The 24,874-nt window shown below is 71.2% G+C and carries 25 protein-coding genes and 2 tRNA genes; 13 read left to right on the top strand and 14 right to left on the bottom strand.

Annotation, left to right across the window (positions count from 1 at the left end; all coding sequences use genetic code 11):
* Positions 1–78: 78 nt before the first annotated feature.
* A complete protein-coding gene (locus tag IE246_RS09640) occupies positions 79–1,152 on the top strand; it encodes an SDR family oxidoreductase (RefSeq protein ID WP_189988824.1) in 1,074 nt (357 codons plus the stop codon).
* A 9-nt stretch (positions 1,153–1,161) separates the two neighbouring features.
* Here the strand turns inward: IE246_RS09640 and IE246_RS09635 are convergent, their stop codons facing one another.
* The 4 genes from IE246_RS09635 to IE246_RS09620 all read right to left on the bottom strand — a co-directional run bounded on the left by IE246_RS09635 (position 1,162) and on the right by IE246_RS09620 (position 4,793).
* A complete protein-coding gene (locus IE246_RS09635; RefSeq protein WP_229836838.1) occupies positions 1,162–2,232 on the bottom strand; it encodes a GNAT family acetyltransferase in 1,071 nt (356 codons plus the stop codon).
* The gene (gene sseA / locus IE246_RS09630) at positions 2,229–3,092 is read right to left on the bottom strand and encodes a 3-mercaptopyruvate sulfurtransferase (RefSeq protein WP_189988822.1); all 864 of its coding nucleotides are present in this window, start codon (positions 3,090–3,092) and stop codon (positions 2,229–2,231) included. The genes IE246_RS09635 and sseA overlap by 4 nt, the downstream gene beginning before the upstream one ends.
* Positions 3,089–4,105, bottom strand: coding sequence for a cysteine synthase A (locus IE246_RS09625; RefSeq protein WP_189988819.1), 1,017 nt, complete (start codon positions 4,103–4,105; stop codon positions 3,089–3,091). The genes sseA and IE246_RS09625 overlap by 4 nt, the downstream gene beginning before the upstream one ends.
* A gap of 142 nt (positions 4,106–4,247) precedes the next feature.
* Positions 4,248–4,793 (bottom strand): GNAT family N-acetyltransferase, encoded by a 546-nt coding sequence (locus IE246_RS09620; protein WP_189988816.1) that lies wholly within the window; start codon positions 4,791–4,793, stop codon positions 4,248–4,250.
* A gap of 43 nt (positions 4,794–4,836) precedes the next feature.
* Between IE246_RS09620 and IE246_RS09615 the strand changes: the two genes are divergently transcribed.
* The 3 genes from IE246_RS09615 to IE246_RS09605 are packed head-to-tail and all read left to right on the top strand — an operon-like array spanning position 4,837 to position 7,258.
* Positions 4,837–6,063, top strand: coding sequence for a bifunctional alpha/beta hydrolase/OsmC family protein (locus tag IE246_RS09615; RefSeq protein ID WP_189988814.1), 1,227 nt, complete (start codon positions 4,837–4,839; stop codon positions 6,061–6,063).
* Positions 6,064–6,066: 3 nt separating this feature from the next.
* On the top strand, positions 6,067–6,582 hold the full coding sequence (locus IE246_RS09610; RefSeq protein ID WP_189988812.1) for a SixA phosphatase family protein: 516 nt from the start codon (positions 6,067–6,069) through the stop codon (positions 6,580–6,582).
* A gap of 46 nt (positions 6,583–6,628) precedes the next feature.
* A complete protein-coding gene (locus IE246_RS09605; protein ID WP_189988810.1) occupies positions 6,629–7,258 on the top strand; it encodes a class I SAM-dependent DNA methyltransferase in 630 nt (209 codons plus the stop codon).
* A gap of 70 nt (positions 7,259–7,328) precedes the next feature.
* On the opposite strand, the gene IE246_RS09600 is transcribed toward IE246_RS09605, so the two are convergent.
* A tRNA-Asn gene (locus tag IE246_RS09600) sits at positions 7,329–7,403 on the bottom strand.
* 82 nt (positions 7,404–7,485) lie between these two features.
* Positions 7,486–7,559, bottom strand: a tRNA-Cys gene (locus tag IE246_RS09595).
* A gap of 267 nt (positions 7,560–7,826) precedes the next feature.
* Between IE246_RS09595 and IE246_RS09590 the strand changes: the two genes are divergently transcribed.
* From IE246_RS09590 to IE246_RS09575, 4 genes are all read left to right on the top strand, one after another.
* Entirely contained in the window at positions 7,827–8,483 is a 657-nt protein-coding gene (locus IE246_RS09590) for a protein-L-isoaspartate O-methyltransferase family protein (RefSeq protein WP_189988808.1), read from the top strand.
* Positions 8,484–8,528: 45 nt separating this feature from the next.
* Positions 8,529–9,920: a TolC family outer membrane protein gene (locus IE246_RS09585; protein ID WP_189988806.1), complete on the top strand. Its 1,392-nt coding sequence runs from the start codon at positions 8,529–8,531 to the stop codon at positions 9,918–9,920.
* A 97-nt stretch (positions 9,921–10,017) separates the two neighbouring features.
* Positions 10,018–10,689, top strand: a complete 672-nt coding sequence (locus IE246_RS09580) for a DUF2497 domain-containing protein (RefSeq protein ID WP_189988804.1) — start codon at positions 10,018–10,020, stop codon at positions 10,687–10,689.
* Between the two features lie 107 nt (positions 10,690–10,796).
* On the top strand, positions 10,797–13,460 hold the full coding sequence (locus tag IE246_RS09575) for a valine--tRNA ligase (RefSeq protein ID WP_189988802.1): 2,664 nt from the start codon (positions 10,797–10,799) through the stop codon (positions 13,458–13,460).
* Here IE246_RS09575 and IE246_RS09570 read toward each other — a convergent pair.
* On the bottom strand, positions 13,444–13,995 hold the full coding sequence (locus IE246_RS09570) for an EamA family transporter (protein ID WP_189988800.1): 552 nt from the start codon (positions 13,993–13,995) through the stop codon (positions 13,444–13,446). The genes IE246_RS09575 and IE246_RS09570 overlap by 17 nt on opposite strands.
* A 104-nt stretch (positions 13,996–14,099) precedes the next feature.
* On the opposite strand from IE246_RS09570, the gene IE246_RS09565 reads away from it, so the two are divergent.
* Positions 14,100–14,672, top strand: coding sequence for a LysR substrate-binding domain-containing protein (locus tag IE246_RS09565; protein ID WP_229836942.1), 573 nt, complete (start codon positions 14,100–14,102; stop codon positions 14,670–14,672).
* Between the two features lie 45 nt (positions 14,673–14,717).
* On the opposite strand, the gene IE246_RS09560 is transcribed toward IE246_RS09565, so the two are convergent.
* Both IE246_RS09560 and IE246_RS09555 read right to left on the bottom strand, forming a co-directional pair.
* A complete protein-coding gene (locus tag IE246_RS09560; RefSeq protein WP_189988796.1) occupies positions 14,718–15,194 on the bottom strand; it encodes a thermonuclease family protein in 477 nt (158 codons plus the stop codon).
* Positions 15,195–15,204: 10 nt separating this feature from the next.
* Positions 15,205–15,816, bottom strand: coding sequence for a LysE family translocator (locus IE246_RS09555; RefSeq protein WP_189988794.1), 612 nt, complete (start codon positions 15,814–15,816; stop codon positions 15,205–15,207).
* A 161-nt stretch (positions 15,817–15,977) separates the two neighbouring features.
* Between IE246_RS09555 and IE246_RS09550 the strand changes: the two genes are divergently transcribed.
* Both IE246_RS09550 and IE246_RS09545 read left to right on the top strand, forming a co-directional pair.
* Positions 15,978–16,190 carry a hypothetical protein gene (locus tag IE246_RS09550; protein ID WP_189988792.1) on the top strand — a complete coding sequence of 71 codons (213 nt, stop codon included), beginning with the start codon at positions 15,978–15,980 and terminating at the stop codon, positions 16,188–16,190.
* An 11-nt stretch (positions 16,191–16,201) separates the two neighbouring features.
* Positions 16,202–17,722: a M81 family metallopeptidase gene (locus IE246_RS09545; RefSeq protein WP_189988791.1), complete on the top strand. Its 1,521-nt coding sequence runs from the start codon at positions 16,202–16,204 to the stop codon at positions 17,720–17,722.
* 34 nt (positions 17,723–17,756) lie between these two features.
* Here the strand turns inward: IE246_RS09545 and IE246_RS09540 are convergent, their stop codons facing one another.
* From IE246_RS09540 to erpA, 5 genes are all read right to left on the bottom strand, one after another.
* Positions 17,757–19,265: an FkbM family methyltransferase gene (locus IE246_RS09540; protein WP_189988788.1), complete on the bottom strand. Its 1,509-nt coding sequence runs from the start codon at positions 19,263–19,265 to the stop codon at positions 17,757–17,759.
* Between the two features lie 132 nt (positions 19,266–19,397).
* Positions 19,398–19,838: a GFA family protein gene (locus IE246_RS09535; protein ID WP_189988786.1), complete on the bottom strand. Its 441-nt coding sequence runs from the start codon at positions 19,836–19,838 to the stop codon at positions 19,398–19,400.
* Positions 19,810–20,682 carry a GFA family protein gene (locus IE246_RS09530; RefSeq protein ID WP_189988784.1) on the bottom strand — a complete coding sequence of 291 codons (873 nt, stop codon included), beginning with the start codon at positions 20,680–20,682 and terminating at the stop codon, positions 19,810–19,812. The genes IE246_RS09535 and IE246_RS09530 overlap by 29 nt, the downstream gene beginning before the upstream one ends.
* Positions 20,679–21,473 (bottom strand): exodeoxyribonuclease III, encoded by a 795-nt coding sequence (locus tag IE246_RS09525; protein WP_189988782.1) that lies wholly within the window; start codon positions 21,471–21,473, stop codon positions 20,679–20,681. The genes IE246_RS09530 and IE246_RS09525 overlap by 4 nt, the downstream gene beginning before the upstream one ends.
* Positions 21,474–21,543: 70 nt before the next feature.
* Positions 21,544–21,900 (bottom strand): iron-sulfur cluster insertion protein ErpA, encoded by a 357-nt coding sequence (gene erpA / locus IE246_RS09520; RefSeq protein WP_189988780.1) that lies wholly within the window; start codon positions 21,898–21,900, stop codon positions 21,544–21,546.
* 263 nt (positions 21,901–22,163) lie between these two features.
* On the opposite strand from erpA, the gene argS reads away from it, so the two are divergent.
* Together argS and IE246_RS09510 are read left to right on the top strand one after the other, a co-directional pair.
* Complete coding sequence (gene argS, locus IE246_RS09515) at positions 22,164–23,921, top strand: arginine--tRNA ligase (RefSeq protein ID WP_189988778.1); 1,758 nt, start codon at positions 22,164–22,166, stop codon at positions 23,919–23,921.
* Positions 23,918–24,874, top strand: coding sequence for an SPOR domain-containing protein (locus IE246_RS09510; RefSeq protein WP_189988776.1), 957 nt, complete (start codon positions 23,918–23,920; stop codon positions 24,872–24,874). The genes argS and IE246_RS09510 overlap by 4 nt, the downstream gene beginning before the upstream one ends.

Genomic DNA, 24,874 nt, shown 5'->3' with positions numbered 1-24,874 from the left:
GGGGGGCGGTCCGGAGGAGGCGCGCGGGCTCGGCCCAGCGCGCCTCCTTCACGTTCGGGGCACGACGGGGAGGTGAGGATGAGCGGGCGGGACATCGGCACGCGTCGGACGGCGGTGATCGCCGGGGTGTCCGGCATCGTCGGGCGGGCCGTCGCCGGCCGGCTGCTTGCCGAGGGCTGGAAGGTCGTCGGGCTGTCGCGTCGGGCTCCCGATCCCGGCCTTCCGGGACTCGTCCATCTGCCGCTGGACCTGGCCGACCCGGAGGCGTGCCGGGTTGCCCTGGCGGCCGCGGCGGCCGACGCGACCCACGTCGTCTACGCCGGGCGGGCGCCGGACCCGGATCCGGCGACCGAGGCCGTGCTCAACACCGCCATGCTGGCCAATACGGTCGAGGCGCTGGAGGCGGCGCGGGCGCCGCTCGCCCATGTCCTGCTGGTCCAGGGCACCAAGTGGTACGGCAGCCAGCTCGGCCCGTTCAAGACCCCGGCCGAGGAGGACGATCCGCGCGTCTCGGTCCCGAACTTCTACTACGGCCAGCAGGACTGGGCCGAGGCTCGGGCCAGGGAGTCCGGCTGGAGCTGGACCGGGCTGCGGCCGCACATCCTGGCCGGGTTCTCGCTCGGCTATCCGCACAACGCGGTCGGCGTTCTCGCCGCCTACGCGACCCTGGCGAAGGCCCGCGGCGGACCGCTGACGTTTCCCGGCACGCCGGAGTGTTTCGAGACGGTGTCGCAGATCACCGACACGCGCCTGCTGGTCGACGCCATGCTGTGGGCGATGACGACGCCGCAGGCGGCCGGCGAGGCGTTCAACGTGGTTGACGCCGACTACTTCCGCTGGCGCGACCTGTGGCCGCGGTTGGCGGGGTATTTCGGGGTCGAGCCCGGCGGCGTGGCGACCGAGACCCTGGCCGAGACCCAGCGGGACAGCGGCCGGCTCTGGCGGTCGCTGGTCCGCGAGCACGGCCTGGTCGAGCCGGACCTCGGGCGGATCGCCAACTGGGCCTACGGCGACTTCATGCTGCGGATCGGCTGGGACGACATGTCGTCGACCCTGAAGATCCGACGGGCCGGCTTCGACCGGGTCTACGGCAGCTGGGAGAGCATCGCGGATGCCCTGACCGAGTACCGGCGCCGCAGGGTCATCCCTTAGTCGGCTGGGTCACGCCGGGCCGTCGTCAATGCCGGGACGGCGCAGCGGCGTGACCGTGGCGCCGGGGCCCGCGGGAGCGCCGACCGCGCTCGGCGCATGTCGGGTGGGCAGCGGCAAGCCGACGAGCCGGGGATCCGAAAGGGTGGCCGTGTGCTGTCCGACCGGGCGGAAGCCGGCCTTCTGGTACACCCCGAGCGCGCGCGGGTGATCCAGGTCGCAGGTCTGCACCCGCAGCCGCTCGCACGGTCCGGCCGACCAGGCGAGATCGATCACGGCGTCCAGCAGGTAGCGCCCGTAGCCGCGCCCGATGAATTCCGGCATCAACCCGAAATAGGCGAGATCGACGTCGTCCGGGCCCTTCCGGCGATCGACCTCGCCATAGCCCGCGGGTACCCCGCCGATGTGCAGGACATAGATCTCGACGGCCGGATCCTCGATCGCCGCCCGCAGCTCGCCGTCAGTCACGAGGCGGCGCATCATCCAGGTCCAATGCGCGCCGACCTGCCCGTAGAGCCATCGGTAGAACGCCACGGTCGGGGTCCGCGCCCGGACCAGCGCCGTCGGCAGTCCGGCCGGCGGGTGCGTCGCCGGGCGGGTCGGGCGCTCGGTCATCTCGAGCGTGGTGACGACCGTCTCGACGGTCGCCGCGCCGAGCGGTGGCGTGTCGTCGAACCTGCGGCTGAACACCGTCACCGGCTCCTCGGTCCAGCCGAGCGCTTGGTAGAAGCCGTGGACCTTGTCGTTGGTCCGCCGCACCATCAGCTCGGCCTTCGGTACGCCGCGGGCCGCGAACCACGCCTCGGCCGCTGCCATTGTTGCGCGCCCGAGGCCCTGACCCTGCCGGTCGGGGTCGGCAGCGAGGTAGTACAGCCAGCCACGATGGCCGTCGTAGCCGACCATGACGCTGGCGACGAGCGTGCCGCCGTCTTCGCCGACCAGCACGTCGGCATCGGCCACCGACCGCGCCGTCGCGATGTCCCGGCGCGGGTCGTTCCACGGGACCGTCAGGCCGCAGCGCTGCCAGAGCGCGACCACGGCCTCGACGTCGCCGTCGCCGATCGGGCGGAACTCGACGGTCACGCAGCCGGCCCGGTCTCGACCGGGGTGTCGTCGCGCCCGCCCCATTCCGACCAGGAGCCGTCGTAGACCGCGACACCCGGGTGACCGAGCCGATGGGCGGCGAGCGCGATCACGCAGGCGGTCACGCCGGACCCGCAGGACGAGACGATCGGCTTGCTTGGGTCGAGGCCGGCCTTGTCGAACGCCGCGCGCAGGCCCTCGTTCGGCAGCACGGTCTTGGTGGCCGGATCGAGCAGCTCGGAGATCGGCAGCGAGCGCGAACCCGGAATGTGTCCCGAACGCATGCCGGCCCGCGGCTCCGGCTCGGTGCCGGTGAACCGGCCGGCCGAGCGGGCGTCGGCGACCTGCTCGGCCTTCGAGGCGATGTTGGCCAGCACGTCCTCGCGCCGGCGCACCAGTTCGGGCCGGAAGCCGGCGGTGAACCGGGCCGGTGCGACCTTCGCCGGGCCGGATTCCAGGGCACGGCCCTCGGCGGTCCAGGCCGGCATGCCGCCGTCCAGCACGGCCACCTTGTCATGCCCGAACAGCCGGAACATCCACCAGGTGCGCGCCGCGCTCTGCAGGCCGTAGACGTCGTACACCACCACGGTGTCGCCGTTGCCGATGCCGAGTGCCGAGACCTTCTCGGCGAACCGATCCGGCGACGGGATCATGTGCGGCAGCGGGTCGTCGGGATCGCACACGTCGTCGATGTCGAACCGTACCGCGCCCGGGATGTGACGTTCCAGGAACTCGGCGTTGCCGTCGCGCTTGGCGGTCGGCAGGTGATAGGTGCCGTCGAGCACCTTGACCGTCGGATCGTTCAGGCGGTCCGCCAGCCAGGCGGTCGAGACCACGCCGCCGGCAACAGGGTCGCTCATGCCGCATCTCCATCGTCGAGCCATTCCGGGACGGGAAGGCCCTTTTCCTTCAGGAACACCGGGTTGAACAGCTTGGACTGGTAGCGGGTTCCGCCGTCGCACAGGATGGTGACGATGGTGTGCCCGGGGCCGAGCTTCTCGGCCAGCTTGATCGCCCCCATCACGTTGATCCCGGTCGAGCCGCCGAGGCACAGCCCCTCGTGCCTGAGCAGGTCGAACACAATCGGCAGCATTTCCGAATCGGTCACCTGGAACGGCTCGTCGACCGGCGCGCCCTCCAGGTTCCTGGTGATCCGGCCCTGGCCGATGCCCTCGGTGATCGAGCCGCCTTCGGCCTTCAGCTCGCCGTGGGCGAAATGGTTGTAGATCGCCGACCCCATCGGATCGGCGAGACCGATGACGATGTCCCGGTTGCGCTCCTTGAGGGCCATGGCGGTGCCGCACAGGGTGCCGCCGGTGCCGACCGAGCAGATGAAGCCGTCGACCTTGCCGTCGGTCTGCTCCCAGATCTCCGGGCCGGTGGTCCGGTAGTGGCCGTCGCGGTTGGCGGTGTTGTCGAACTGGTTGGCCCAGATCGCGCCGTTCGGCTCGGTCTTCGCCAGTTCCTCGGCGATCCGCTGCGACACGTGCACGTAGTTGCCGGGGTCGCGGTACGGCACCGCCGGCACCTGCCGGAGGTCGGCCCCGCACAGCCGGAGCATGTCCTTCTTCTCCTGGCTCTGGGTCTCCGGGATCACGATCACGGTCCGGTAGCCGCGGGCGTTGCCGACCAGCGCCAGGCCGATCCCGGTGTTGCCGGCGGTCCCTTCGACGATCACCCCGCCGGGGCGGAGGCGGCCGGCGTCCTCGGCGTCCTGGATGATGGCGAGCGCCGCCCGGTCCTTGACCGAACCGCCCGGGTTCAGGAACTCGGCCTTGCCGAGGATCGTGCAGCCGGTCCGTTCCGATGCCGCTTTCAGCTTGATGAGGGGCGTGTTGCCGACCGTGCCGACGAAGCCGTTGCGTATGTCCATCTGCGATCTCCATCCCTCGCGGCGGCCCCTTGCCGGCGGGGCGGCGCGCGGTGCGAGGGAGGGAGCCTAGCCGGGGTGCGGGGTGCGATAAAGGCCGCAGCCCGGAACGCAGCCGTTCCGTGAACGCGATTGAACGGTCGTGTCAGCGTCCCCGGGCGGTCGGGGGAGCGCCGGCGGCGAGGTCCGCCAGCCGGGGCGACAGCAGCCGGTAATAGGTCTTGTCGCTGCGCAGCAGCGGTCCCATCGCCTCGTAGAAGGCGCGGGCCTTCTCGTTCCAGGGATCGGCGGTCCAATCGAGCTGGCCGACGCCGCGGGCCACGCAGATCCGGGCGAGTTCGGCCATCAGCCGCCGGCCGATCCCGAGGGCGCGGGCCTTGCGGGTGACGAACAGGTCCTGGATGAACACGCTGGTCTGGCAGTTGGCGACTGCGAAGTTCTGCGAAAACGCGAGAAAACCCCGTGGCTGGCCGCGCTCGAAGGCCATCAGGATCTCGATCGACGGCGGGTCGGTAAACGCCTTCTCGGCGATCACATGGCTCATGTACGAGCGCTGGTAGCGAACCGGCAGGCCGTAGAACGCGAGCAGTTCCTGGGAGAGCAGGGCGATCGCCTCGGCGTCGGCCGGTACGGCGGGCCGCACTTCGATCGCGGGCGATCCGGCCGCGGCGGCATCTTCCTCGACCGCCATGTGTTAAGAATCCGCCCCAGCCCCGCATTTCATGAGGTCGACGATGGCCGTGCGCAGCGAAAGTGTCAACTTTACCGGGGCGTTGGGCGATACCCTGGCGGCCCGGATCGACCGGCCGTTCGGGCCGATCCGCGGTTTTGCGCTGTTCGCCCACTGCTTCACCTGCTCCAAGGACCTGGCGGCGGCACGCCGGATCGCCGCCGGTCTGGCGGAGCGCGGCATCGCCGTGCTGCGATTCGACTTCACCGGCCTCGGCCACAGCGACGGCGAGTTCGCCAACACCAGCTTCGCCTCGAATGTCGAGGACCTGGTGGCGGCGGCCGACTGGATGCGCCGCGAGAGACGGGCCCCGGTCGTCCTGATCGGTCATTCGCTGGGCGGGGCGGCGGTGCTGGCGGCGGCGGAGCGGATTCCGGAAGCGAAGGCCGTCGCCACCATCGGAGCGCCGGCGGATCCGGCCCACGTCCTGCATCATCTCGGCGACCGGATCGCCGACATCGAGCGCGACGGCGAGGCCGAGGTCGAGTTCGCCGGCCGGCGCTTCCGGGTCCGCAGGGCGTTCCTCGACGCCCTCAAGGACAACGGGCTGGAAGCGATGGTCGGCCGGCTGCGGCGCGACCTGATGGTCTTCCACGCGCCGCTCGACCAGGTCGTCGGGATCGACAACGCCACCCGGCTGTTCGTCGCCGCCAAGCATCCGAAGAGCTTCGTGTCGCTGGACCGGGCTGACCATCTGCTGTCCAGGCCCGAGGATGCGGCCTACGTCGCCGCCGTTCTGTCCGGCTGGGCCGAGCGGTTCCTGCCGATCGGGCCTGCGGTCGACGTGATCTCGGCCGAGGGCGAGGTCGCGGTCGTGGACGCCGGGGAGGGGACGTTCCCGCAATGGGTGGTCGCGGCCGGCCACCGGCTGCGCGCCGACGAGCCGGTGAAGGTCGGTGGCACCGATACCGGCCCGGCACCGTACGACTTCCTGCTGGCCGCGCTCGGTGCCTGCACCAACATGACCCTGAAGATGTACGCCGCCCGCAAGGGCTGGCGGATCGACCACCTGGAGACCCGGCTGACGCACGACCGGATCCACGCCGAGGACTGCGGCGACTGCGAGGTGAGGGAGGGCATGGTGGACCGGATCGAGCGGCACATCTCGATCGACGGCCCACTGGACCACTACCAACGGGCCCGGCTGATCGAGATCGCCGACAAGTGCCCGGTGCATCGCACGCTGCACGGTCCGATCTCGATCGTCACCCGGGCGGAACCGAAGGATTAGGCCGTGCCGACACTGCACCTCCTGCGACACGCCAAGTCGAGCTGGGACGACCTGCGGGTCGCGGACCACGACCGCCCGCTGTCCGAGCGCGGGGAACGGGCGGCGGCCGCGATGGCCGCCTACCTGCGGCAGTCCGGGATCGCGCCGGACCTGGTGCTGTGCTCGAGCGCCCGCCGCACGGCCGACACCCTCGCGCTGCTGCGGCGCGGCCTGCCGGATCGCCTGGCGGTCGAGACCCGGCGCGACCTCTACGAGGTCGGGGCGGGCGATCTCCTCGATGCGCTGCTACGGGTGCCTGACACGGTCGAGACCCTGATGCTGGTCGGCCACAATCCGGGCCTGGAGGACCTTGCCACGGCGCTGGCCGGACCGGACAGCGATCCGGGCTCGCGCGAGGCCCTGGCCCGCAAGTTCTCGACCGGAGCCCTCGCGACCCTGGCGTTCGACGGCGCCTGGGCGGCGCTGGCGGCCGGCGGGGCCCGGCTCACCCGGTTCATAACCCCGAAGGATCTGGTGTAGGGTCGCTCGCTCGTTTCCGTCATCCATGCGAGAGGGAGAGAGAGCGATGACCGACTGGCTGGAGAAGGTCTACACGGCCGGCAACGACACCGCGAAGCTCGCCGAGGTCTACGACGCCTGGGCGGACGAGTACGACGACAGCGTCGGCGCCGCCGGCTACACCAACCCGGCGGTGGTTTCCGCCCTGTTCGCCCGGTTGATGCCCGACATCGAGGCGCCGGTCCTGGATGCCGGCTGCGGCACCGGCCTGATCGGATGGATGCTCGCCCTGGTGGGCTACCGTGACATCGCCGGAATCGACCTGTCGCCCGGCATGCTGCGGCGGGCCGAGGCCCGCGGCTGCTATCGCAGCTTGGCGACCGCCACGTTGGGAGAGCCGCTCGCCTTGCCGGATGCCGGGTTCGCCGGCGTGGTCGCGTCCGGGGTGTTCACCGTCGGCCACGCCCCGGCGTCGGCGTTCGGCGAGATCGCCCGGGTCCTTCGGCCTGGCGGCATCTTCGTCGTCTCGATCACCGACCCGGTCTACGAATCCGGCGGCTTCCGCGCGGCGATCGACGGTCTGGTCGGCGAGGGCGCGTGGGAGCGGGCGGCGACCAGCGGTTCCTACTTCCCGTTGCCGGCGGCCGACGACGACCACCGGCATCCCGGCCGGGTCTACGCGATGCGGCGGCTGTAGGCGGGCGGCAGCGGTCGGCGGAAAAACGAACGGCCCGGGCCGGTAGGCCTGGGCCGGACAGTCTGGAAGCTGGCTCCCGGGGAGGGATTCGAACCCCCGACCAAGCGGTTAACAGCCGCTCGCTCTACCACTGAGCTACCCGGGACCAGTGAGGCGGCCTCTATAGCGCCGCCCCGGGTCGTCGCGCAACCGAGAATGTCACTCCGCGGTCACTGCGCTTCGCTCGCTGGAGGCCCCGACCGGAATCGAACCGATGTACAAGGATTTGCAGTCCTCTGCATAACCACTCTGCCACGGGGCCGTCGCCGAGCGAGCCGACCTCTTAGCCGAAGCGCCCCCCGAGGGGCAAGGGGGAGTTGCGGGTCGGCGCGCCGACCGGCGCGGATTCGACGCTCCCGGCGGCCGGCTCGGGGTGTGTCGTTCCGGTATCTGTGCGGCCGCGAAGCGCCGGGCCGGTGGGGTTTGCGACGATAAAACGCCGCTCCGCCAATTGTGTCCGGCGTGTGCAATGCCTATAAAACCCGGGCGGGCCGGTTCGCGAAGGCCCTGATTCTTGCCGAGGGAAGCGATGGACTACGCCCTTGCCCGTCTCAACATGGTCGAAAGCCAGATCCGCACCAACAAGGTGACCGATCCCGACCTGATCGCCGCCTTCGAGAGCGTCCCGCGCGAGCTGTTCGTCCCGAAGGGCAAGCGTGGCATCGCCTATACCGACGAGGCGCTCGAGATCGGCGAGGGGCGCTACATGCTCGAGCCGATGGTGCTGGCCCGGCTGCTGCAGGCGGCCATGCCCGGCCCGGCCGATGTCGCGCTCGACCTCGCGTGCGGCACCGGCTACGCGACCGCCCTGCTGTCGCGCCTGGCCTCGACGGTGGTGGGGGTCGACGACGCCGGGGAACTGGTCGAACAGGGCAACGGAATTCTGTCGGGGCTGGAGATCGACAACGCCGCCCTGGTGAAGGGGGCGCTGACGGCCGGCTACCGCAAGCAGGCCCCGTACAACGTGATCCTCGTGAACGGCGCGGTCGAGACGCTGCCCGACGAGCTGTTCGCACAGCTTGCCGAAGGCGGGCGGCTGGTGACGATCGAGGGCGGTACGGCGGTCGGACCGGGGCAGGCCGTGCTGTACGAGAAGCTGGCCGGACGCATCGGCCGCCGGATCCTGTTCGATGCCGGCACGCCGATGCTTGCCGGGTTCCGGCGCGAGCCGGGCTTCGTGTTCTGAGTCGCCGAGCCGATCCATGCCTGTGACGAGAAGGGTTGTTCCGTCATGCCGATGAAACGTCGCTCTATTGTCCTGGCCGGGCTGCTGGCCGGCTGGCTGTCCGGCACCGGGCTCGTGCCGGCAGAGGCGATGACCTTGGAAGAGGCGCTTGCCCTGACCTACGAGACCAACCCGGGCTTGCTGGCGGCGCGCGCCCAGCTGCGGGCGGTCGACGAGAACGTATCGCAGGCGCGAGCGTCCTGGCGCCCCAACGTCAGTTCCTCGCTCAGCCTCGGCGTTACGGACCAGAACACCAAGACGCGGGGCGTCACGACCACCGACGACAGCAGCTTCCCGCGGACCGGCAACCTCAGCGTCAGTCAGGCGCTGTACTCGGGCGGTGCGTTCGGGGCCGCGATCGCCGGCGCGGAAGCCGACGTTCAGGCGCAGCGTGCCAACCTGTTCAACAGCGAGCAGGAGACCCTGCTGCAGGCGGTCACCGCCTACGTCAACGTTCTTCGCGAGCAGGCGACCCTGGAGCTGCAGGTCAACAACCTGACCCGGCTCCAGAAGCAACTGGAGGCGACCCGCGACCGCTTCCGGGTCGGCGAAGTCACCCGCACCGACGTCGCCCAGGCCGAGGCCCGCGTCTCGCGGGCCCGATCGGACCGGACCCAGGCCGAGGGCAACCTGATCACCGCCCGGGTCGCTTTCGAGCGAATCGTCGGGCAGGTGCCGGGCAGCGTCGAGACACCCGGGACCCCCGCCGGCCTGCCGACCGGGCGGGACGAGGCGGTGGACATCGCCGTCCGCGAGAACTTCACGCTGGTCGAGGCGAAGTTCACCGAGCTTTCGGCGCGCCACGCGGTCGAGGAGGCCGAGGCGGGCCTGATGCCGACCCTGGACCTCATCGGTCAGGCCCAGAAGACCTACGACACCTCCGGCGGCGACAACGAGACGACGTCGCTGTCGGCGGAGCTGCAGCTGACGATCCCGATCTATCAGCAGGGGACGGAGTACTCCTCGATCCGGCAGACCAAGGAGACCGCCAACCGGGCACGACTGCTGGTCGACAACACCCGGCGCGCGGTCGTCGATTCGGCGGCGAGCGCGTTCGAGGCCTATCAGACCGCGCTGGCCCGGATCGAGTCGCTCAAGGCCGAGGTGAAGTCCTCGGAGATCGCGCTGGAGGGGGTTCAGCAGGAGGCCACGGTCGGCGCGCGCACCGTGCTGGACGTGCTCGACGCCGAGCAGGAACTGCTGGACGGTCAGGTCAACCTGGTGCAGGCGCAGCGCGACGCCACGGTTGCCAGCTACCAGCTGCTGCAGGCCCTGGGGCGCCTGACCGCCCAGGATCTCAACCTGCCGGTCCAGGTCTACGACTACGACTCGCACTACGTCGACGTTTCCGGGAAGCTCTGGGGTACCGAGCCTCCCGGCCGGATGCCGGGCAATTGACATACCCGACGACTACTTTCTGGCCTGACAGGGGCTTGTCGGGTAATCTTCAGATTCGATATCGGCCGTTCCGGACGAGTCGGCGGGGCACTCGAGCATGACTGATACCGCGCAAGAACCCTCCATGGAGGAGATCCTGGCGTCTATCCGCCGGATCATTTCCGAGGACGGCGACGAGCCGGAAGAGGAGGCGGCGGCGCCGGAGGCCGAGCCTGAACCGGAGCCGGAGCCGGAGCCTGAAGCGGAGCCCGAGCCGGAACCGGAGCCCGAGCCGGAACCCGAGCCCGAAGACGAAGAAGAAGAGGAAGAAGAAGAGGAGGAGGACGTCCTCGACCTGTCCGAGATGGAGGACGAGGACGAAGAGGAGGAGGAGGTCGAGCCGCTGTTCGACGAACAGCGCTACAGGCGCGACGAGCCTGAGCCGGCCCCGCAGCCCGAGCCGGCACCGGCAGCGGCACCGGCGCCGGTTTATACCCCTCCTCCGCCGCCACCCCCGCGTCCGGCCCCGGCCCCCGAGGGACTGGTTTCACCGTCGCAGGCCCAGGAGACCGTGCATTCTTTCGCCGAGCTTCAGGCCAAGCTCAACGAGGACTACCAGGAACTGCCGGTCGGCAACGGCGCGGTCACGCTGGAGCGGCTGACCCGCGAGCTCATGCGGCCGATGCTGAAGGACTGGCTGGACCAGCATCTGCCGTCGATGGTCGAACGGCTGGTCCGCGAGGAGATCGAGCGCCTGGTCATGCTGTCGCAACGTCGCGACCGCTGGTGAAGCGGGCGGCGAACCGGCTGTAGCCTTTCCAGCCGTCATGTCCTAAACAACCCCGCCGCCCGCCTTCCTGCGGGCGCGCGAGGTGTGCAAGTCGAGGACGTGGCGCGATGCTGGAGAAAACCTATTCCCCCGCCGAGGTCGAGGCGAAGCTGTACGGGCGCTGGGAGCAGTCCGGCGCGTTCGCCTGCGACGTAGCGTCGAACGCCGCCCCCTACACCATCATGATGCCGCCGCCGAACGTCACCGGCAGCCTGCACATGGGTCATGCGCTCACCTTCACGGTCCAGGACATCCTGATCCGTTACAACCGGATGGCCGGGCGGGACGCGCTCTGGCAGCCGGGCACCGACCATGCCGGCATCGCCACCCAGATGGTGGTCGAGCGCAACCTGGCGGCCGACGGCGTCGACCGGCGCGACCTCGGCCGCGAGGCGTTCGTCGACAAGGTCTGGGAATGGAAGGCGGAGTCCGGCGGCACCATCGTCAACCAGCTGCGCCGCCTCGGCGCCAGCCCGGACTGGGCGCGCGAGCGCTTCACCATGGACGAGGGGCTGTCCGCCGCGGTCCGCAAGGTGTTCGTCCAGCTGTACCGGGAAGGTCTGATCTTCCGTGACAAGCGGCTGGTGAACTGGGACCCGAAGTTCCAGTCGGCGATCTCCGACCTGGAGGTCGAGTCGAAGGAAGTCGACGGCAACCTCTGGCACTTCCGCTATCCGATCGAGGGGGAGGACGGGCGCCACATCGTGGTCGCGACCACCCGGCCGGAGACCATGCTGGGCGATACCGGCGTCGCGGTGCACCCGGACGACGAGCGCTACAAGGACCTGGTCGGCAAGCACGCGATCCTGCCGCTGGTCGGCCGCCGCATCCCGATCGTGGCCGACGGCTATGCCGACCCGGAGCAGGGGTCCGGCGCCGTCAAGATGACCCCGGCCCATGATTTCAATGACTTCGAGGTCGGCAAGCGCCACGGGCTCGAACTGATCAACATCTTCGATTCCCATGCCCGGGTGAACGAGAACGCACCCGAGGCGTATCGCGGCCTCGACCGGTTCGAGGCCCGCAAGCGCGTGGTCGCCGACCTGGAGGCGCTCGATCTGGTCGAGAAGATCGAGCCGCACCGCCACGCGGTCCCGCACGGCGACCGCTCCGGCGTGCCGCTGGAACCCTGGCTGACCGACCAGTGGTACGCCGACGCCGTCACCCTGGCGAAGCCGGCGATCGAGGCGGTCGAGACCGGCAAGACGGTGTTCGTCCCGAAGAACTGGGAGAAGACCTACTTCGAGTGGATGCGGAACATCCAACCCTGGTGCATCTCTCGCCAGCTCTGGTGGGGCCACCAGATCCCGGCCTGGTACGGACCGGACGGCACGGTGTTCGTCGAGGAGAGCGAGGAGGCGGCGGCCGCCGCTGCCGCCGCGCACTACGGCACGCCGGTCGAACTGACCCGCGACGAGGACGTGCTGGACACCTGGTTCTCGTCGGCACTGTGGCCGTTCTCGACCCTCGGCTGGCCGGAACAGACCCCGGAACTGGCGCGCTACTATCCCGGCGACGTGCTGGTGACCGGCTTCGACATCATCTTCTTCTGGGTCGCCCGGATGATGATGATGGGCCTGCACTTCATGAAGGACGTGCCGTTCCGCACGGTCTACATCCACGCCCTGGTCCGCGACGCCAAGGGCCAGAAGATGTCGAAGTCGAAGAACAACGTGATCGACCCGCTCGACCTGATCGGGCGCTACGGCACCGATGCGCTGCGCTTCACCCTGGCGGCGATGGCGGCCCAGGGCCGCGATATCAAGCTGGCCGAGGGTCGGGTCGAGGGCTACCGCAACTTCGCCACCAAGATCTGGAACGCCGCCCGGTTCTGCCAGATGAACGGTTGCGCCGCCGATCCGGCGTTCGACCCGGCGGCCTGCAGCGAGACTGTCAACCGCTGGATCGTCGGCCAGGTGCAGAAGACCAGCGTGGCGGTCGCCGAGGCGATCGAGGCGTACAAGTTCAACGAGGCCGCGGCGGCGCTCTACCAGTTCTTCTGGGGCACCTTCTGCGACTGGTACCTGGAGTTCACCAAGCCGATCCTGCAGACCCCAGAGGGCGCCGCGGAGCACCCCGGCGCGGCCGAGACCCGGGCCGCCACCGCCTGGGCGCTGAACCGGGCGCTGCACCTGCTGCACCCGATCATGCCGTACATCACCGAGGAACTGTGGGAGAGCTTCGGCGAGGAGGCCGGCACCCTGCTGATCCGCCGGCCGTGGCCGGACCTGCCGGAGACCCTGGTCGACCCGGCGGTCGAGGCCGAGATGGACTGGCTGATCCGGCTGATCTCCGAGGTCCGCTCGATCCGCAGCGAGATGAACGTCCCGCCGTCGGCGCAGATCCCGCTGATCCTGACCGGCGCGGCGGACGCCACCGCGGCCCGTCTGGCGGGGTATCGCGACCTGATTCTGCGGCTGGCACGGCTGTCCGAGGCGCGGACCGGCGCCGACGCGCCTGCCGGCTCGGTGCAGGGCGTGCTCGACGAGGCGACCCTGCAACTGCCGATCGCCGACGTCATCGACGTGGCGCAGGAGCGGGCCCGCCTGACCAAGGAGGTCGCCAAGGCCGAGGGCGAGATCGTCAAGATCGACAAGAAGCTGTCGAACGAGGCGTTCATCGCCAAGGCGCCCGAGGAGGTCATCGAGGAGAACCGCGAGCGCCTGGCCGAGGAGCGGCAGAAGCGCGACCGGCTGGCGGCCGCCCTGGCACGGCTCAACGCGGCGGGATAGCCGCCGTCGGCCGCGCCCGGGCCCGCACCGCGACCACCAGCAGGGTGCCGGCGACCAGGCAGATCTCGTTGAACAGCATCAGCACGACGGCCGGGTGCCGGAACCCGCCGTCCAGGCCGGCGACCAACGGCAGGACGGCGGCGCCGATCGCCAGGTGGCCCAGCCACTCGCCCGGGACCGGGCGACGGCCGAACGCCAGCCAGACCGCGAGCGCCACCATCGGCACGTTGACCGCCGCGAGGATGCCCGCCTCCAGCACGCTGACCCAGGCCAGGACCGCGGTGTAGGAGGCGGCCGACAGCACCCGGAGGACACCGAGGGCCCAGGTCGAAGGGCGCCGGAAGCTGCCCAGGTCGAGGCGCTGCCGCCCGCCCATCGCCAACAGCACGCCGCCGCCGACCAGCAGCTGCACGAAGCTGAACGCCCACGGGGCCAGACCGAGGCGGAGCAGCAGCACCCGGCTCGCCGCGACCAGGGCACTCCAGGACAGGACCGCGGCAAGGGTGACCAGGACAGGATCTGCTGCCGGAGGCACGCGCGGTCGAAACCGCGGCCCTGCGGGTCGAACGACGGTCGCACGGCCTGGTCGGGCGGCTGGCCGAGACGGTCCGGGTCGCCGCCGGCGAATGGGCGGCCTTGGTGCTGGCGAAGCGGCTTTCCGGCATCGCCGACGGACCGCGCATCGAGCTGGCGGTGACCGGGGAGGCGGCGCCGACCGCCGGCCGGACCCCCGAGATCCTGGTCAGGCACGGCCTGCCGGAGGCGGGCGGCGGTCTGACCCGACGGGTCGGGTCGCTCGGATGTGCCGTCTACGGTGCGCCGGGGTTCGCGGACGGCCGGGCCTTGCCGCTCGCACCGGCCGACGTGGCGACCCTGCCGTGGCTCGGATTCGTCGAGGAGCAGCAGCACTACGTCACGATGCGCTGGCTGCGGGAGCAGGTGCGGGACCGTCCGCCGGTGGCGCGGCTGATGCGCACCGACCTCATGATCGCCGCCGCCGCCGGCGGGATCGGCGTCGCCGTACTGCCCTGCTATCTCGGCGACGCGCAGCCGGAGTTGATGCGGCTGACCGCGCCGATCGAGGCGCTGCGCGCCGACTATTGGGCGATCGCCCATCCGGACCTGTCGCGGAACCCATCGGTGCGCGCGGTGGCATCCTGGATCGTGGAGGCCTTCCAGGCGCTGGAGCGCGGGCCGCAGCAGGGCGGGTAGCGACCGGCGATCGCCAGCCGAGGCCGGCCGGTGCCGGCGGTGGCCTCAGGGCGCCTTCTCCCAGAGCCCCCGCCTGGCTTCCCGGGCCTCCGCCTCGAGCGGCCGGTACGCCTCGCCGTCGCGGCCCGCGACCGCCCAGCCGTCGCGGATCATGGCGGCCGCCAGGTCGAGGTCGCCGGCCCGGCAGCGGGCCACCCCGGCCGTCACCGTCTCGCAGCGCACCGGACGGTCGCCGACCAGCTTCGCCAGATGCTGGCGGGCGGCGGCCCCGCACAGCCAGGGCAGGTTGCCGTCCAGGCATTTCTGGCGGGGTCCGGGGGCGACCAAGCCGGCGAGCCGCAGCGTCACGCCATCGACCGCCAGCGTGCCGGCATCGACCACCTCGGCGACGCCGGCGATCACGACCGGTTCGCCGGCGCTGGCCGCGTCGGCCGCCGCCGGCAGGGCGCTCGACACCAGGGCGCTCGACACCAGGGCGATCGGCAGCAGGGCGATCGGCAGCAGGGGGCCGCGAACCGTCACCGGCCCGTCCTCACGACCGGGCGGCGATCGCCGCGGCGGCGCCGCCCATGGCGACCGCGCCGATCCGGTTGGCGGCCCTGCGGCGGGACGGATCGACCACGAACCGGCGCAGCCGGTCGGCAAGCCCGAGATAGAAGAAGTCCACGGCGATCACCACCAGCAGCGCGGTGGCCACCAGCTCGGCCCAGGCGGCCGCGCCGACCCGCGCCAGGTCGACGATCGACGGCAGCAGCGCCAGGTAGAACATCATGATCTTCGGGTTGCCGAGGGTGACGGCGAGGCCGGCGAGGAACATCCGCCAGGGCCGGTCGCCGGCTGCCGGCAGCGCGTCCTGTCCGGTCGGGGCGTGCCACATCTTCCAGGCCAGATAGGCCAGGTACAGCACGCCGGCGTACTTCACGACCACGAACAGGCCGTGCAGGGTCTCGGCGATCAGCACCAGCCCGAACACCGCGAACGACAGCCACATCGCCTCGCCGATCCACATCGCCAGCAGGAACGGCAGCACCGAGCGGGCACCGCGGGTGAGCACCTGGGCCACCAGGGCGGCGATGCTGGGCCCGGGCAGGCCGGCGGCCAGGATCAGCGCACCTGCGAAGACCAGCAGAACCGATATCTCCATCGCGCCACCTCGATCGACCGCGTCGTTCCCGGCGTCGACACACCATGACGGCTTCGGGGCCGCGCCGAAACCGGAATCCGACGGCGCGGCCGCGTTGCGCCGGCCGCCGGCGCCCGGCTAAACTTGCCGCCGCGACAGCGCGCGAAGGCCGAGCCCTTGCCATGCGGATTTCCGGGCGCCGAACCGCACACTCCCGAAGACCGGATCCGTCTCCGTCGCGAGCCGGCTCCGGACCCCTCGACCCCAGGGCGACGCTGGTCGCCCTGGCCCTGATCCTCCTGCTCGGCCTGGCGGCGTACCCGCTGCTGTCGGACGGCCGGGTCCTCGACAACCTCGGCGCCGGCCTGCGCTACTGGGCGGGCGTCCATCGATAGGTCGACACCTCATGGCCCGTATCGCGATCGGCGGCTTCCAGCACGAGACCAACACCTTCGCCCCGACCAAGGCGGACTACGAGGCGTTCGCCCGCGGTGGCGGCTGGCCGGCACTGGTCGGCGGCCCGGCCCTGTTCGAGGCGGTCAAGGGCATCAACATCTCGATCGCCGGCTTCATCGACGGGGCGCAGGCCGCCGGCCACGAGCTGGTGCCGACCACCTGGGCGGCTGCCGCGCCGTCGGCCGAGGTGACCGACGACGCGTTCGAGCGGATCGCCGGGCTGATCGTCGAGGGCATGCGGGGGGCGCTGGCCGACGGACCGCTGGACGCGGTCTATCTGTGCCTGCACGGCGCCATGGTGACCGAGAGCTTCGAGGACGGCGAGGGCGAACTGCTGCGCCGGGTGCGCGCGGTGATCGGCCCGGACCTGCCGCTGGTCGCCTCGCTCGACCTGCACGGCAACATCACCCGCGCCTGCTTCGACCTCGCCACCGCGATGGTCGCCTACAAGACCTATCCGCATGTCGACATGGCCGACACCGGCCGCCGGACCGCAGCACTACTCGATAAGATTTTGGTTGAAGGAGTGCCAAGCAAAGCATTTAGGCAGCTCGATTTTCTCATTCCGCTGTCGTGGCAGTGCACGATGGCCGAGCCGTCCGGCCCGATCTACGACCGGATGGGCGTCCTGGAGACCGACGGGATCTGGAGTGCGTCATACCTGCCGGGGTTCCCGGCCGCCGACATCGTCGACTGCGGGCCGACCGTGCTCGCCTACGGGGCCAGCCAGGCCGATGCCGACCGGGCGGCCGACGCGGTCGCCGCCGACGTCGCCGACCACGAGGCCGAGTTCGCCGGCACGATCCACGGGCCGGACGAGGCGGTGGCCGAGGCGCTGCGGCTGTCGGTGGGGGCGTCGCGGCCGGTGGTCATCGCCGACACCCAGGACAACCCGGGCGCCGGCGGCAACAGCGACACCACAGGCATGCTGCGGGCCCTGGTCGCCGCCGGCGTCCAGCGTGCCGCCATCGGCCTGATCGTCGATCCGGCGGCGGCGCGGGCGGCGCACGCGGCCGGCGTCGGCGCGACCATCCACCTGAAGCTGGGCGGCCATTCGGGTATTCCCGGCGACGCGCCGTTCGAGGGCGAGTTCGTCGTCGAGGCGCTGCACGACGGCAACACCACCGGCACCGGTCCGTTCTACCGCAACGCCCGCATGACGCTCGGCCCGTCGGCCGGGCTGCGGATCGGCGGCGTGCGGATCGCGGTGGCCTCGAACAAGGTGCAGATGGCCGACCAGGCGCTGTACCGGTTCGTCGGCATCGAGCCGACCGAGCAGGCGATCCTGGTCAACAAGTCCTCGGTCCACTTCCGGGCCGACTTCACGCCGATCGCCGAGGCGATCCTGGTGGCGGCAGCGCCGGGACCGATGGTGGCCGACCCGGCCAAGCTGCCGTGGCACCGGCTGCGACCGGGCGTGCGGCTGTCGCCGAAGGGCCCGGTCTGGCGCGGCAGCGCCGGGGCGCTGTAGGTGCGAGCGGCCTGACCGCGTCCGGCCCGGCGGCTCAGCGGTTGCGGACGTCGAAGTTCCGGTAGAACGAGTCGGCGGCATCGAGACCGCGCTGCATGGCGGCGCCGCGGTCGCGCAGGGCGTCGGGAAAGTCGCGCAGGACGGTCTCGCAGAGCTGCATGGCGAATCCGACCTGGCCGGCCATCTCGGCGACCACCGCCAGCCGCAACCAGTGGACCGGGTCGCGCCACCGCGGCGCATCCCGCTCCTCCGGCCGGAACGGATCGCGAAGGTACAGGACGTGGGCTTCCGTCATGTGCCGGCTCGGCCAGCGGTAGAGCCCGACCCGCGACCCCGCCATCGGGGTCTTGCGCCGCGACAGGCGCCCGTTCGTGGTCGCCTTGCGCACATCGAAGAACGTGAAGCCGGCCGCGTCCATGACTGCGTCCACATCGCGGAACAGGGGCGCCTCGCGGTACAGCGGGACGAACGAGACCTCGCATTGCACGCCGAGGCAGCGGTCGAGGGTTTCCGTCGCCCCGCGCAGGATCTCCAGCTCGCCGCCCTGCACATTGAGCTTCATGAAGTCGAACGGAGGGACCCCGGCCTCACGCCGCCAGCTGTCGAGATCGATCACGTCGACGTCGCTCTCGGAGACCACCGACATCAGCGCCTCGAGGGACTGCGCCGAGCCGTGTTCCAGGTGCCTGATGTAGTCGAGGTTGGGCCGGAAGCTCGACGAGCCGCCGTCGATCCGGGTGTGGTACAGGTGGAGCTTGCCGCGCGACGATCCGAGTGCCGTCCGGATCATCTGTACGTTGGCCGTGTGATCGACGGAGAGGTCGGCGTTCGGGTGCGGGTCGAAGCCGAACACCTTCCAGCGGTCCGCGGGCCAGCCCGCGAACTGCTCCTCCATCGTCGAGCCGGTGGCGCCGCCGTCCAGGAACACGATCGGGTGCCCGGGTTCCAGCTCGTCGAGGACGACCCGGGTGATCGGCGGAACGTCCCGCAGGATCTCCCGGCTTTGCCGGCGGCTCGCGAACTCGGCCTGGTAGACCAGGGTGCCGACCCGGTAGGGAGTCTTGCCGTTGATCACCGACAGGGCCGCGACGAGCGCGTCGTCGTCCTGCTCGTGTTGCAGCATCTGGATCGACAGCTGGTGAAGGACGTAGGCGTCGTCGGTGGCAGCCGCGATGTTGCCGAAGATCCGGCGCGCGATGTCCGGCCTGCCGAACCGATAGGCCTCCGGAATCATTCTGATCGTTTCCGGGGCGCCGGTCTCCGACAGCGAACAGGCGATGTCGAACATCGCCTGGATCGCGGCCCGCCGTCTCGGTCGGTAGCTCAGCTGCAGGACACTGGCCAGGGACCCGGGGTTCGAGCCGGCCTGGCGGACGAGGTCGAGGTACAGGGCGTCCGCGGCCTCGGGGCTCTGGTCCAGCAGCCGCTGCAGCTCGCGCTCGGCGCGGGCGAAGCCTCGGCGCGTGCCGAGATCGTACGCCGCGGCCGACCGGTAGCTCACGGTCGCGGTCGCGGAGAAATATCCCGGAATGGAATCGGTCATGGCCTGCGTGTCCGTCGGTTCGCGGCGGCCGGGATCGTCCGGCGATCTTGGGGATCGTACTACACCGGATCTCGGGCGACCGGCGACGGTGTTGTCCGCGGCCCGATGCCGACCGGTCCGCGGCCGTCGGCCTCAGGGCAGCCGGGCGTGCTTCGGCCGGCCCGGCAGACCGCCGAGCCGGCACACCCAGTCGGGCCGGCTGTCGGTCCAGATCTGGCCGGTGGGGACCAGATCGGACGGATCGTCGAACAGAGCGCGCCAGACCGTGATCCGGTCGCGCGCCGCGTCGTCCTGGTGGAACGCGACCGGTGTGCCGCAGCGGGCACAGAAGCCGCGCTGCGTGGCCGGGCCCGACCGCCAGTAGGCGAGGGTGCCGGCGGTGTCCTCCAGCGTCACCTGGCCGAGGCGGGCGCCGACCGCGGCCATGAAGGCGCCGCCGCCGCTCTTCTGGCAGGTCGTGCAGTGGCAGAGCGTCACGTCGGTCGGCGCGCCGGTCAACGTCACCCGGACGGCGCCGCACAGGCAGGCCCCGTGGCGGGTCGGCTCAGAAGGCGGGGCGCAGCAGCCCGTCATCGGGCTCTCCCTGGCCGACCCGGCCCGGCCAGCGCGGCCTGGTGTCGTCGATCACCAGCCAGGACGGCGCATCGGCGGCGAACCCGTGGGAGTCCGGCGCCACCGCACCCGGGTCGTCGAGCCCGGCGATCATGATCTCGACCAGGTCCGGCCGGCGGGTGAAGGCATAGCCGAGGGTGGCGCCGCAGGTCGGGCAGAAGCGCCGGGCGCCGGTCGCCGAGGCCGACCATTCGGCCGTCGGGGCGCCGTTGTCGCGGTAGCGCTCGCGCGGCCAGATCGCCCAGGCGGCGGCCAGCCCGCCGGTCGCGCGCCGGCACAGGCCGCAATGGCACAGCCCGCTGCGCACCGGCGGGCCGGTGACGGCATAGCGGAAGGCGCCGCACAGGCAGCCGCCCTCGAGCTCGGCGTCCCCGGCGAGCGGCGGCGGGTCGGTCACCGGCGGCCCCGGGTCGTGGTCGGCCCGGAACGGCAGCTGCGGGTCGACCGACAGCCAGGCGACCCGGCTCTCGCCGTGGATCTGGGTGAGGGGATAGCCGGCTTCGGCGTCGTCGAGCGAGCCGACCGCGAGGTCGATGTCGTCCGGCACGTCGTCGTGGGTGAAGGTCAGCTTGGTGCCGCAGACCGGGCAGAAGCCGCGTTCGCCCTCGGCGGACGAGCGGTAGAACGTCGGTGGCCCGCCGGTCCAGGCGAAGTGCCGCCGCTCGACGGTGATCCAGGGCACCTCGACGGCACCCGAGCCCTTGCGGCACAGGCTGCAGTGGCAGTGCACGCGATGCAGCACCGGCCCGTCGGCCCGCCAGCGGGTACGGCCGCACAGGCAGCCTCCCTCCAGCACCCTGGTCACGCCGCCTCGCCGAGCTCGCACCACACCGGGGTGTGGTCGCTGGCCTTGGGCTTGCCGCGTGGTGCCGTGTCGATGCCGGCGGCGGCCAGCCGGTCTGCAGCCTGCGGAGACAGCAGCAGGTGGTCGATCCGGATGCCCTCGTCGCGCTGCCAGGCTCCGCCCTGATAGTCCCAGAACGTGTACTTGTGGGGGGTCGGGTCGAGCGCCCGGAACGCGTCGGTGTAGCCGAGCCACACCAGCTCGCGGAAGGCGGCCCTGGTCTCCGGCCGGAACAGGGCGTCGCCGGCCCAGGCGGCCGGGTCGTGGACGTCGTCGTCGGTCGGAATGACGTTGTAGTCGCCGCCCAGCACCACCGGCCGCTCGCTGGCCAGCAGTTCGGCCGCGCGGGCCTTCAGGCGCTTCATCCAGGCCAGCTTGTAGCCGAACTTGTCGCTGTCGACCGGGTTGCCGTTCGGCAGGTAGATCGAGGCCACCCGCACGCCGCCGCCGGGTCCTTCTGCGCCCACGGTCGCCTCGATGTAGCGGGCCTGCTCGTCGCCGTCGTCGCCGGCCAGCCGCGGCTGCACGTCCTCGAGCCCGACCTTCGAGAGAATCGCGACGCCGTTGTACGACTTCTGCCCGTGCACGGCGCACCGGTAGCCGAGCGCCTGGATCTCGAGCAGCGGGAATCCGTCGTCGACCGTCTTGATCTCCTGCAGCAGCAGGACATCGGGCGCGGCCGACTTCAGCCAGTCCAGGACGTTGTCCAGCCGGGCCTTGACGGAGTTGACGTTCCAGCTTGCGATCTTCACGGCGGGCCTCCGGTGACGGGCCTGCATCGTGCCATGCTGGCCCCGCCGGTCAACCGGCCGGGGCGACCGATCAACCGATCGCGAACGAGGTGCCGCAGCCGCAGGAGGAGGTGGCGTTCGGGTTCTCGACCGCGAAGTAGGCCCCGATCAGCTCGTCCTTGTAGTCGAGCTGGGCGCCGGCCAGCAGGTCGAGCGAGACGTCGTCGACCAGGACCTTCTGGCCGTCGCGCTCGAACACGTGGTCGTCGTCGTTGACGGTGTCGTCGAAGTCGAACTTGTACTGGAAGCCGGAGCAGCCGCCCCCCAGCACCGCGACGCGCATCATCAGCGCGTCGCCGTTCGGTTCGCTCTCGCGCAACCTGGCAATGCGACGGGCCGCGCTCTCGGTCAGCGAAAATCGACGATCGGACAATGCCGCGTCAGGCATGCTTCGGCCTCCACTCCTCAGCGCCCCAACTTGAACAACTGATATAGGGCCGGAAACCGAAGGGTTCAACGCGGTTTCGCGTTGCTGTGACCGGGCCGAGCGAGTAGGGTCCGCGCGCCTTTCGCCGCCCAGGAGTCGCGCGACGGGCGGCCGCCATGCCCTCCCGGCCGGCCGTGACGGCCCGATCGCGGCCGTATCCGGCCGGGCAGCCGCGCTTCGCTCGCGACAGGGCCGCAACATCATGGTATGATCGCTGCACTACAATGAACGTATTCAATCAGTTCCGAGAGAAGATTCAAGCGGCGCTGCAGGATCTGGCCGGACGCCAGGGCTGGCCTGACGGCCTGCCGTTCGACCGGGTGACGGTCGAGCCGCCGCGCGATCCCAGTCACGGCGACATCGCCACCAACGCCGCGATGCTGCTGGCCAAGCCGGTCGGCAGCAATCCGCGTGCGATCGCCGGGCCGCTGGCCGAGGCGCTGGCGGCACTGCCGGAGGTCGCGGCGGCCGAGGTCGCCGGGCCGGGCTTCATCAATCTGCGGCTCGCGCCGGACGTCTGGCGGGCCGAGGTGTCGGCGATCCTGGCAACCAGCACGGCCTACGGCAACTCGACGCTGGGCGCCGGCCGGCGGGTCAATGTCGAGTACGTCTCGGCCAACCCGACCGGGCCGCTGCACGCGGCGCACGCCCGCGGCGCGGTGTTCGGCGACGCACTGGCGTCGCTGCTGGAGAAGGCCGGGCACGCGGTCACCCGCGAGTACTACATCAACGACGCCGGCGCCCAGGTAGAGACCCTGGCGCGATCGGCCCACCTTCGGTATCGCGAGGCGCTGGGCGAGGACATCGGGGCGATCCCCGAGGGCCACTACCCCGGCGAGTACCTCAAGGAGGTCGGCCAGGCGATCGCCGCCAGCGACGGCGACAAGTGGGTCGGCCGGCCGGAGACCGAGTGGCTCGAGGTGTTCCGGTCCCGGGCCGTCGAGCTGATGGTCGCCGACATCAAGCGCGACCTGCTGGACATGGGCATCCGGTTCGACACGTTCTCGTCGGAGCGGGCGCTGGTCGAGGTCGGTGCCGTGCAGCGCGCGCTCGACACCCTGGAGCAGCGTGGGCTGGTCTACACCGGCGTGCTGGAGCCGCCGAAGGGCAAGGTCCCGGAGGACTGGGAGCCGCGCCCGCAGCTGCTGTTCAAGGCCAGCGAGTTCGGCGACGACGTCGACCGGCCGCTGAAGAAGTCGGACGGGTCCTGGACCTACTTCGCCAACGACATCGCCTACCACCTCGACAAGTTCCTGCGCGGCTCGCCGGAACTGATCGACGTGCTCGGTGCCGACCACGGCGGCTACGTCAAGCGGATGAAGGCGGCGGTGACCGCGATCACCGGCGGCGAGGGCAGCCTCGACGTCAAGCTGTGCCAGCTGGTCCACCTGTTCGACGGCGGCAAGCCGGTGCGGATGTCGAAGCGGGCCGGGACCTTCGTCACCCTGCGCGACGTGATCGACGCGGTCGGGCCGGACGTCGTGCGGTTCATCATGCTGACCCGCCGCAACGACCAGACCCTGGACTTCGACTACCAGAAGGTCCGCGAGCAGAGCCGCGACAACCCGGTGTTCTACGTGCAGTACGCGCACGCCCGGGCGACCTCGGTGATTCGCCATGCCGGCGAGGCGCTGCCCGGCCGCGACCTCTCGGACGCCGCGCTGGCCAAGGTGCCGCTGGCTTCCTTGACCGACCCGGACGAGCTTGGTCTGATCAAGGTCCTGGCGGGGTGGCCGCGTCTGGTGGAGAGCGCGGCCGAGGCGCACGAGCCGCACCGCGTCGCGTTCTATCTCGGCGAAGTCGCCGCCGCGTTCCACGGGTTGTGGAACAAGGGCAAGGAGGAGGCCCGGCTTCGGTTCATCCTGGCCGACGACGCCGAAACCACCCTGGCCCGGCTGGCCCTGGTCCGGGCGACCGCGACGGTGATCGCTTCCGGTCTGGCGGTGATCGGCGTCCAGCCGGTCGAGGAGCTGCGTGAATGAGCGATGGCCGCGACGAGGAACTGCATGCGGACCGGTCGTTCCGGCCCGGTCCGCCGCCTGAGCTGCGGGAGCCGCCGCAGCGCCGCTCGCGCGCGCTCGGGGTCTTCGTCGCAACGTTTGCGCTGGCCGCCTTCGCGGCGGTCGTCTGGTACGCCTACGACCAGGGCCTGCAGCGCGGCTCCGAGGCGACCGCGCCGCTGATCAAGGCCGATCCGACCCCGACCAAGGTCCGGCCGGCGCAGCCGGGCGGGCTGCAGGTGCCGAACCAGGACAAGCTGGTCTACGAGGCGATGCGGCCGGGCGAGGCCGAGGGGCCGAAGGTCGAGCGCCTGCTGCCGCCGCCGGAGAAACCGGTCGACCCGCCGGCCCCGCCGCCGCAGACCGCCGCCGCGGCGGCGCCGTCGGCCGAGGCTTCCGTCCCGCCACCGCCGCCACCGCCGCCACCGCCGCCAGCCGCGGCGGAGTCCGGCATTCCGCCGGCGCGGATCGTCGCGCCGGCACCGGCGCCGCGGATTCCGACCCCGGAACCGGCCGCCCCAGAACCGGCGGCCCCGGAACCGGCTGCCGAGGCCAAGCCGGAACCGGCTCCGCCGCCGCCGACCGCTCCGGCGCCGACCCCGGTGGCCGAGCCCAAGCCGGCGCCTGCACCTGCGCCATCTGCACCCGCGCCTTCTGCACCCGCGCCGGCCCCGAAGGCCGCACCCGGCAACTTCCGCATCCAGGTCGGTGCGCTGCGCGAACAGGCCGCCGCCGAGGCCGAATGGAAGCGCGTGCAGAGGCGTTTCCCGGACGAACTGTCCGGCCTCGAGCACCGGATCCAGCGGGTCGACCTCGGCCCCGGCAAGGGCGTGTTCTACCGGATCCAGTCCACCGGGGTATCCGAGGCCGCGGCCGGGGCGATCTGCACCAGCCTGAAGGCCAAGGCGCAGCCCTGCATCGTGGTGAAGCCCTGA

This window comes from Thalassobaculum fulvum (genome assembly GCF_014652915.1).
In the GTDB taxonomy this organism is placed as follows: Bacteria; Pseudomonadota; Alphaproteobacteria; order Thalassobaculales; family Thalassobaculaceae; genus Thalassobaculum_A; species Thalassobaculum_A fulvum.
The sequence above is the reverse complement of the archived record's forward strand: the minus strand, read 5'-3'. Positions and strand labels throughout refer to the sequence as shown.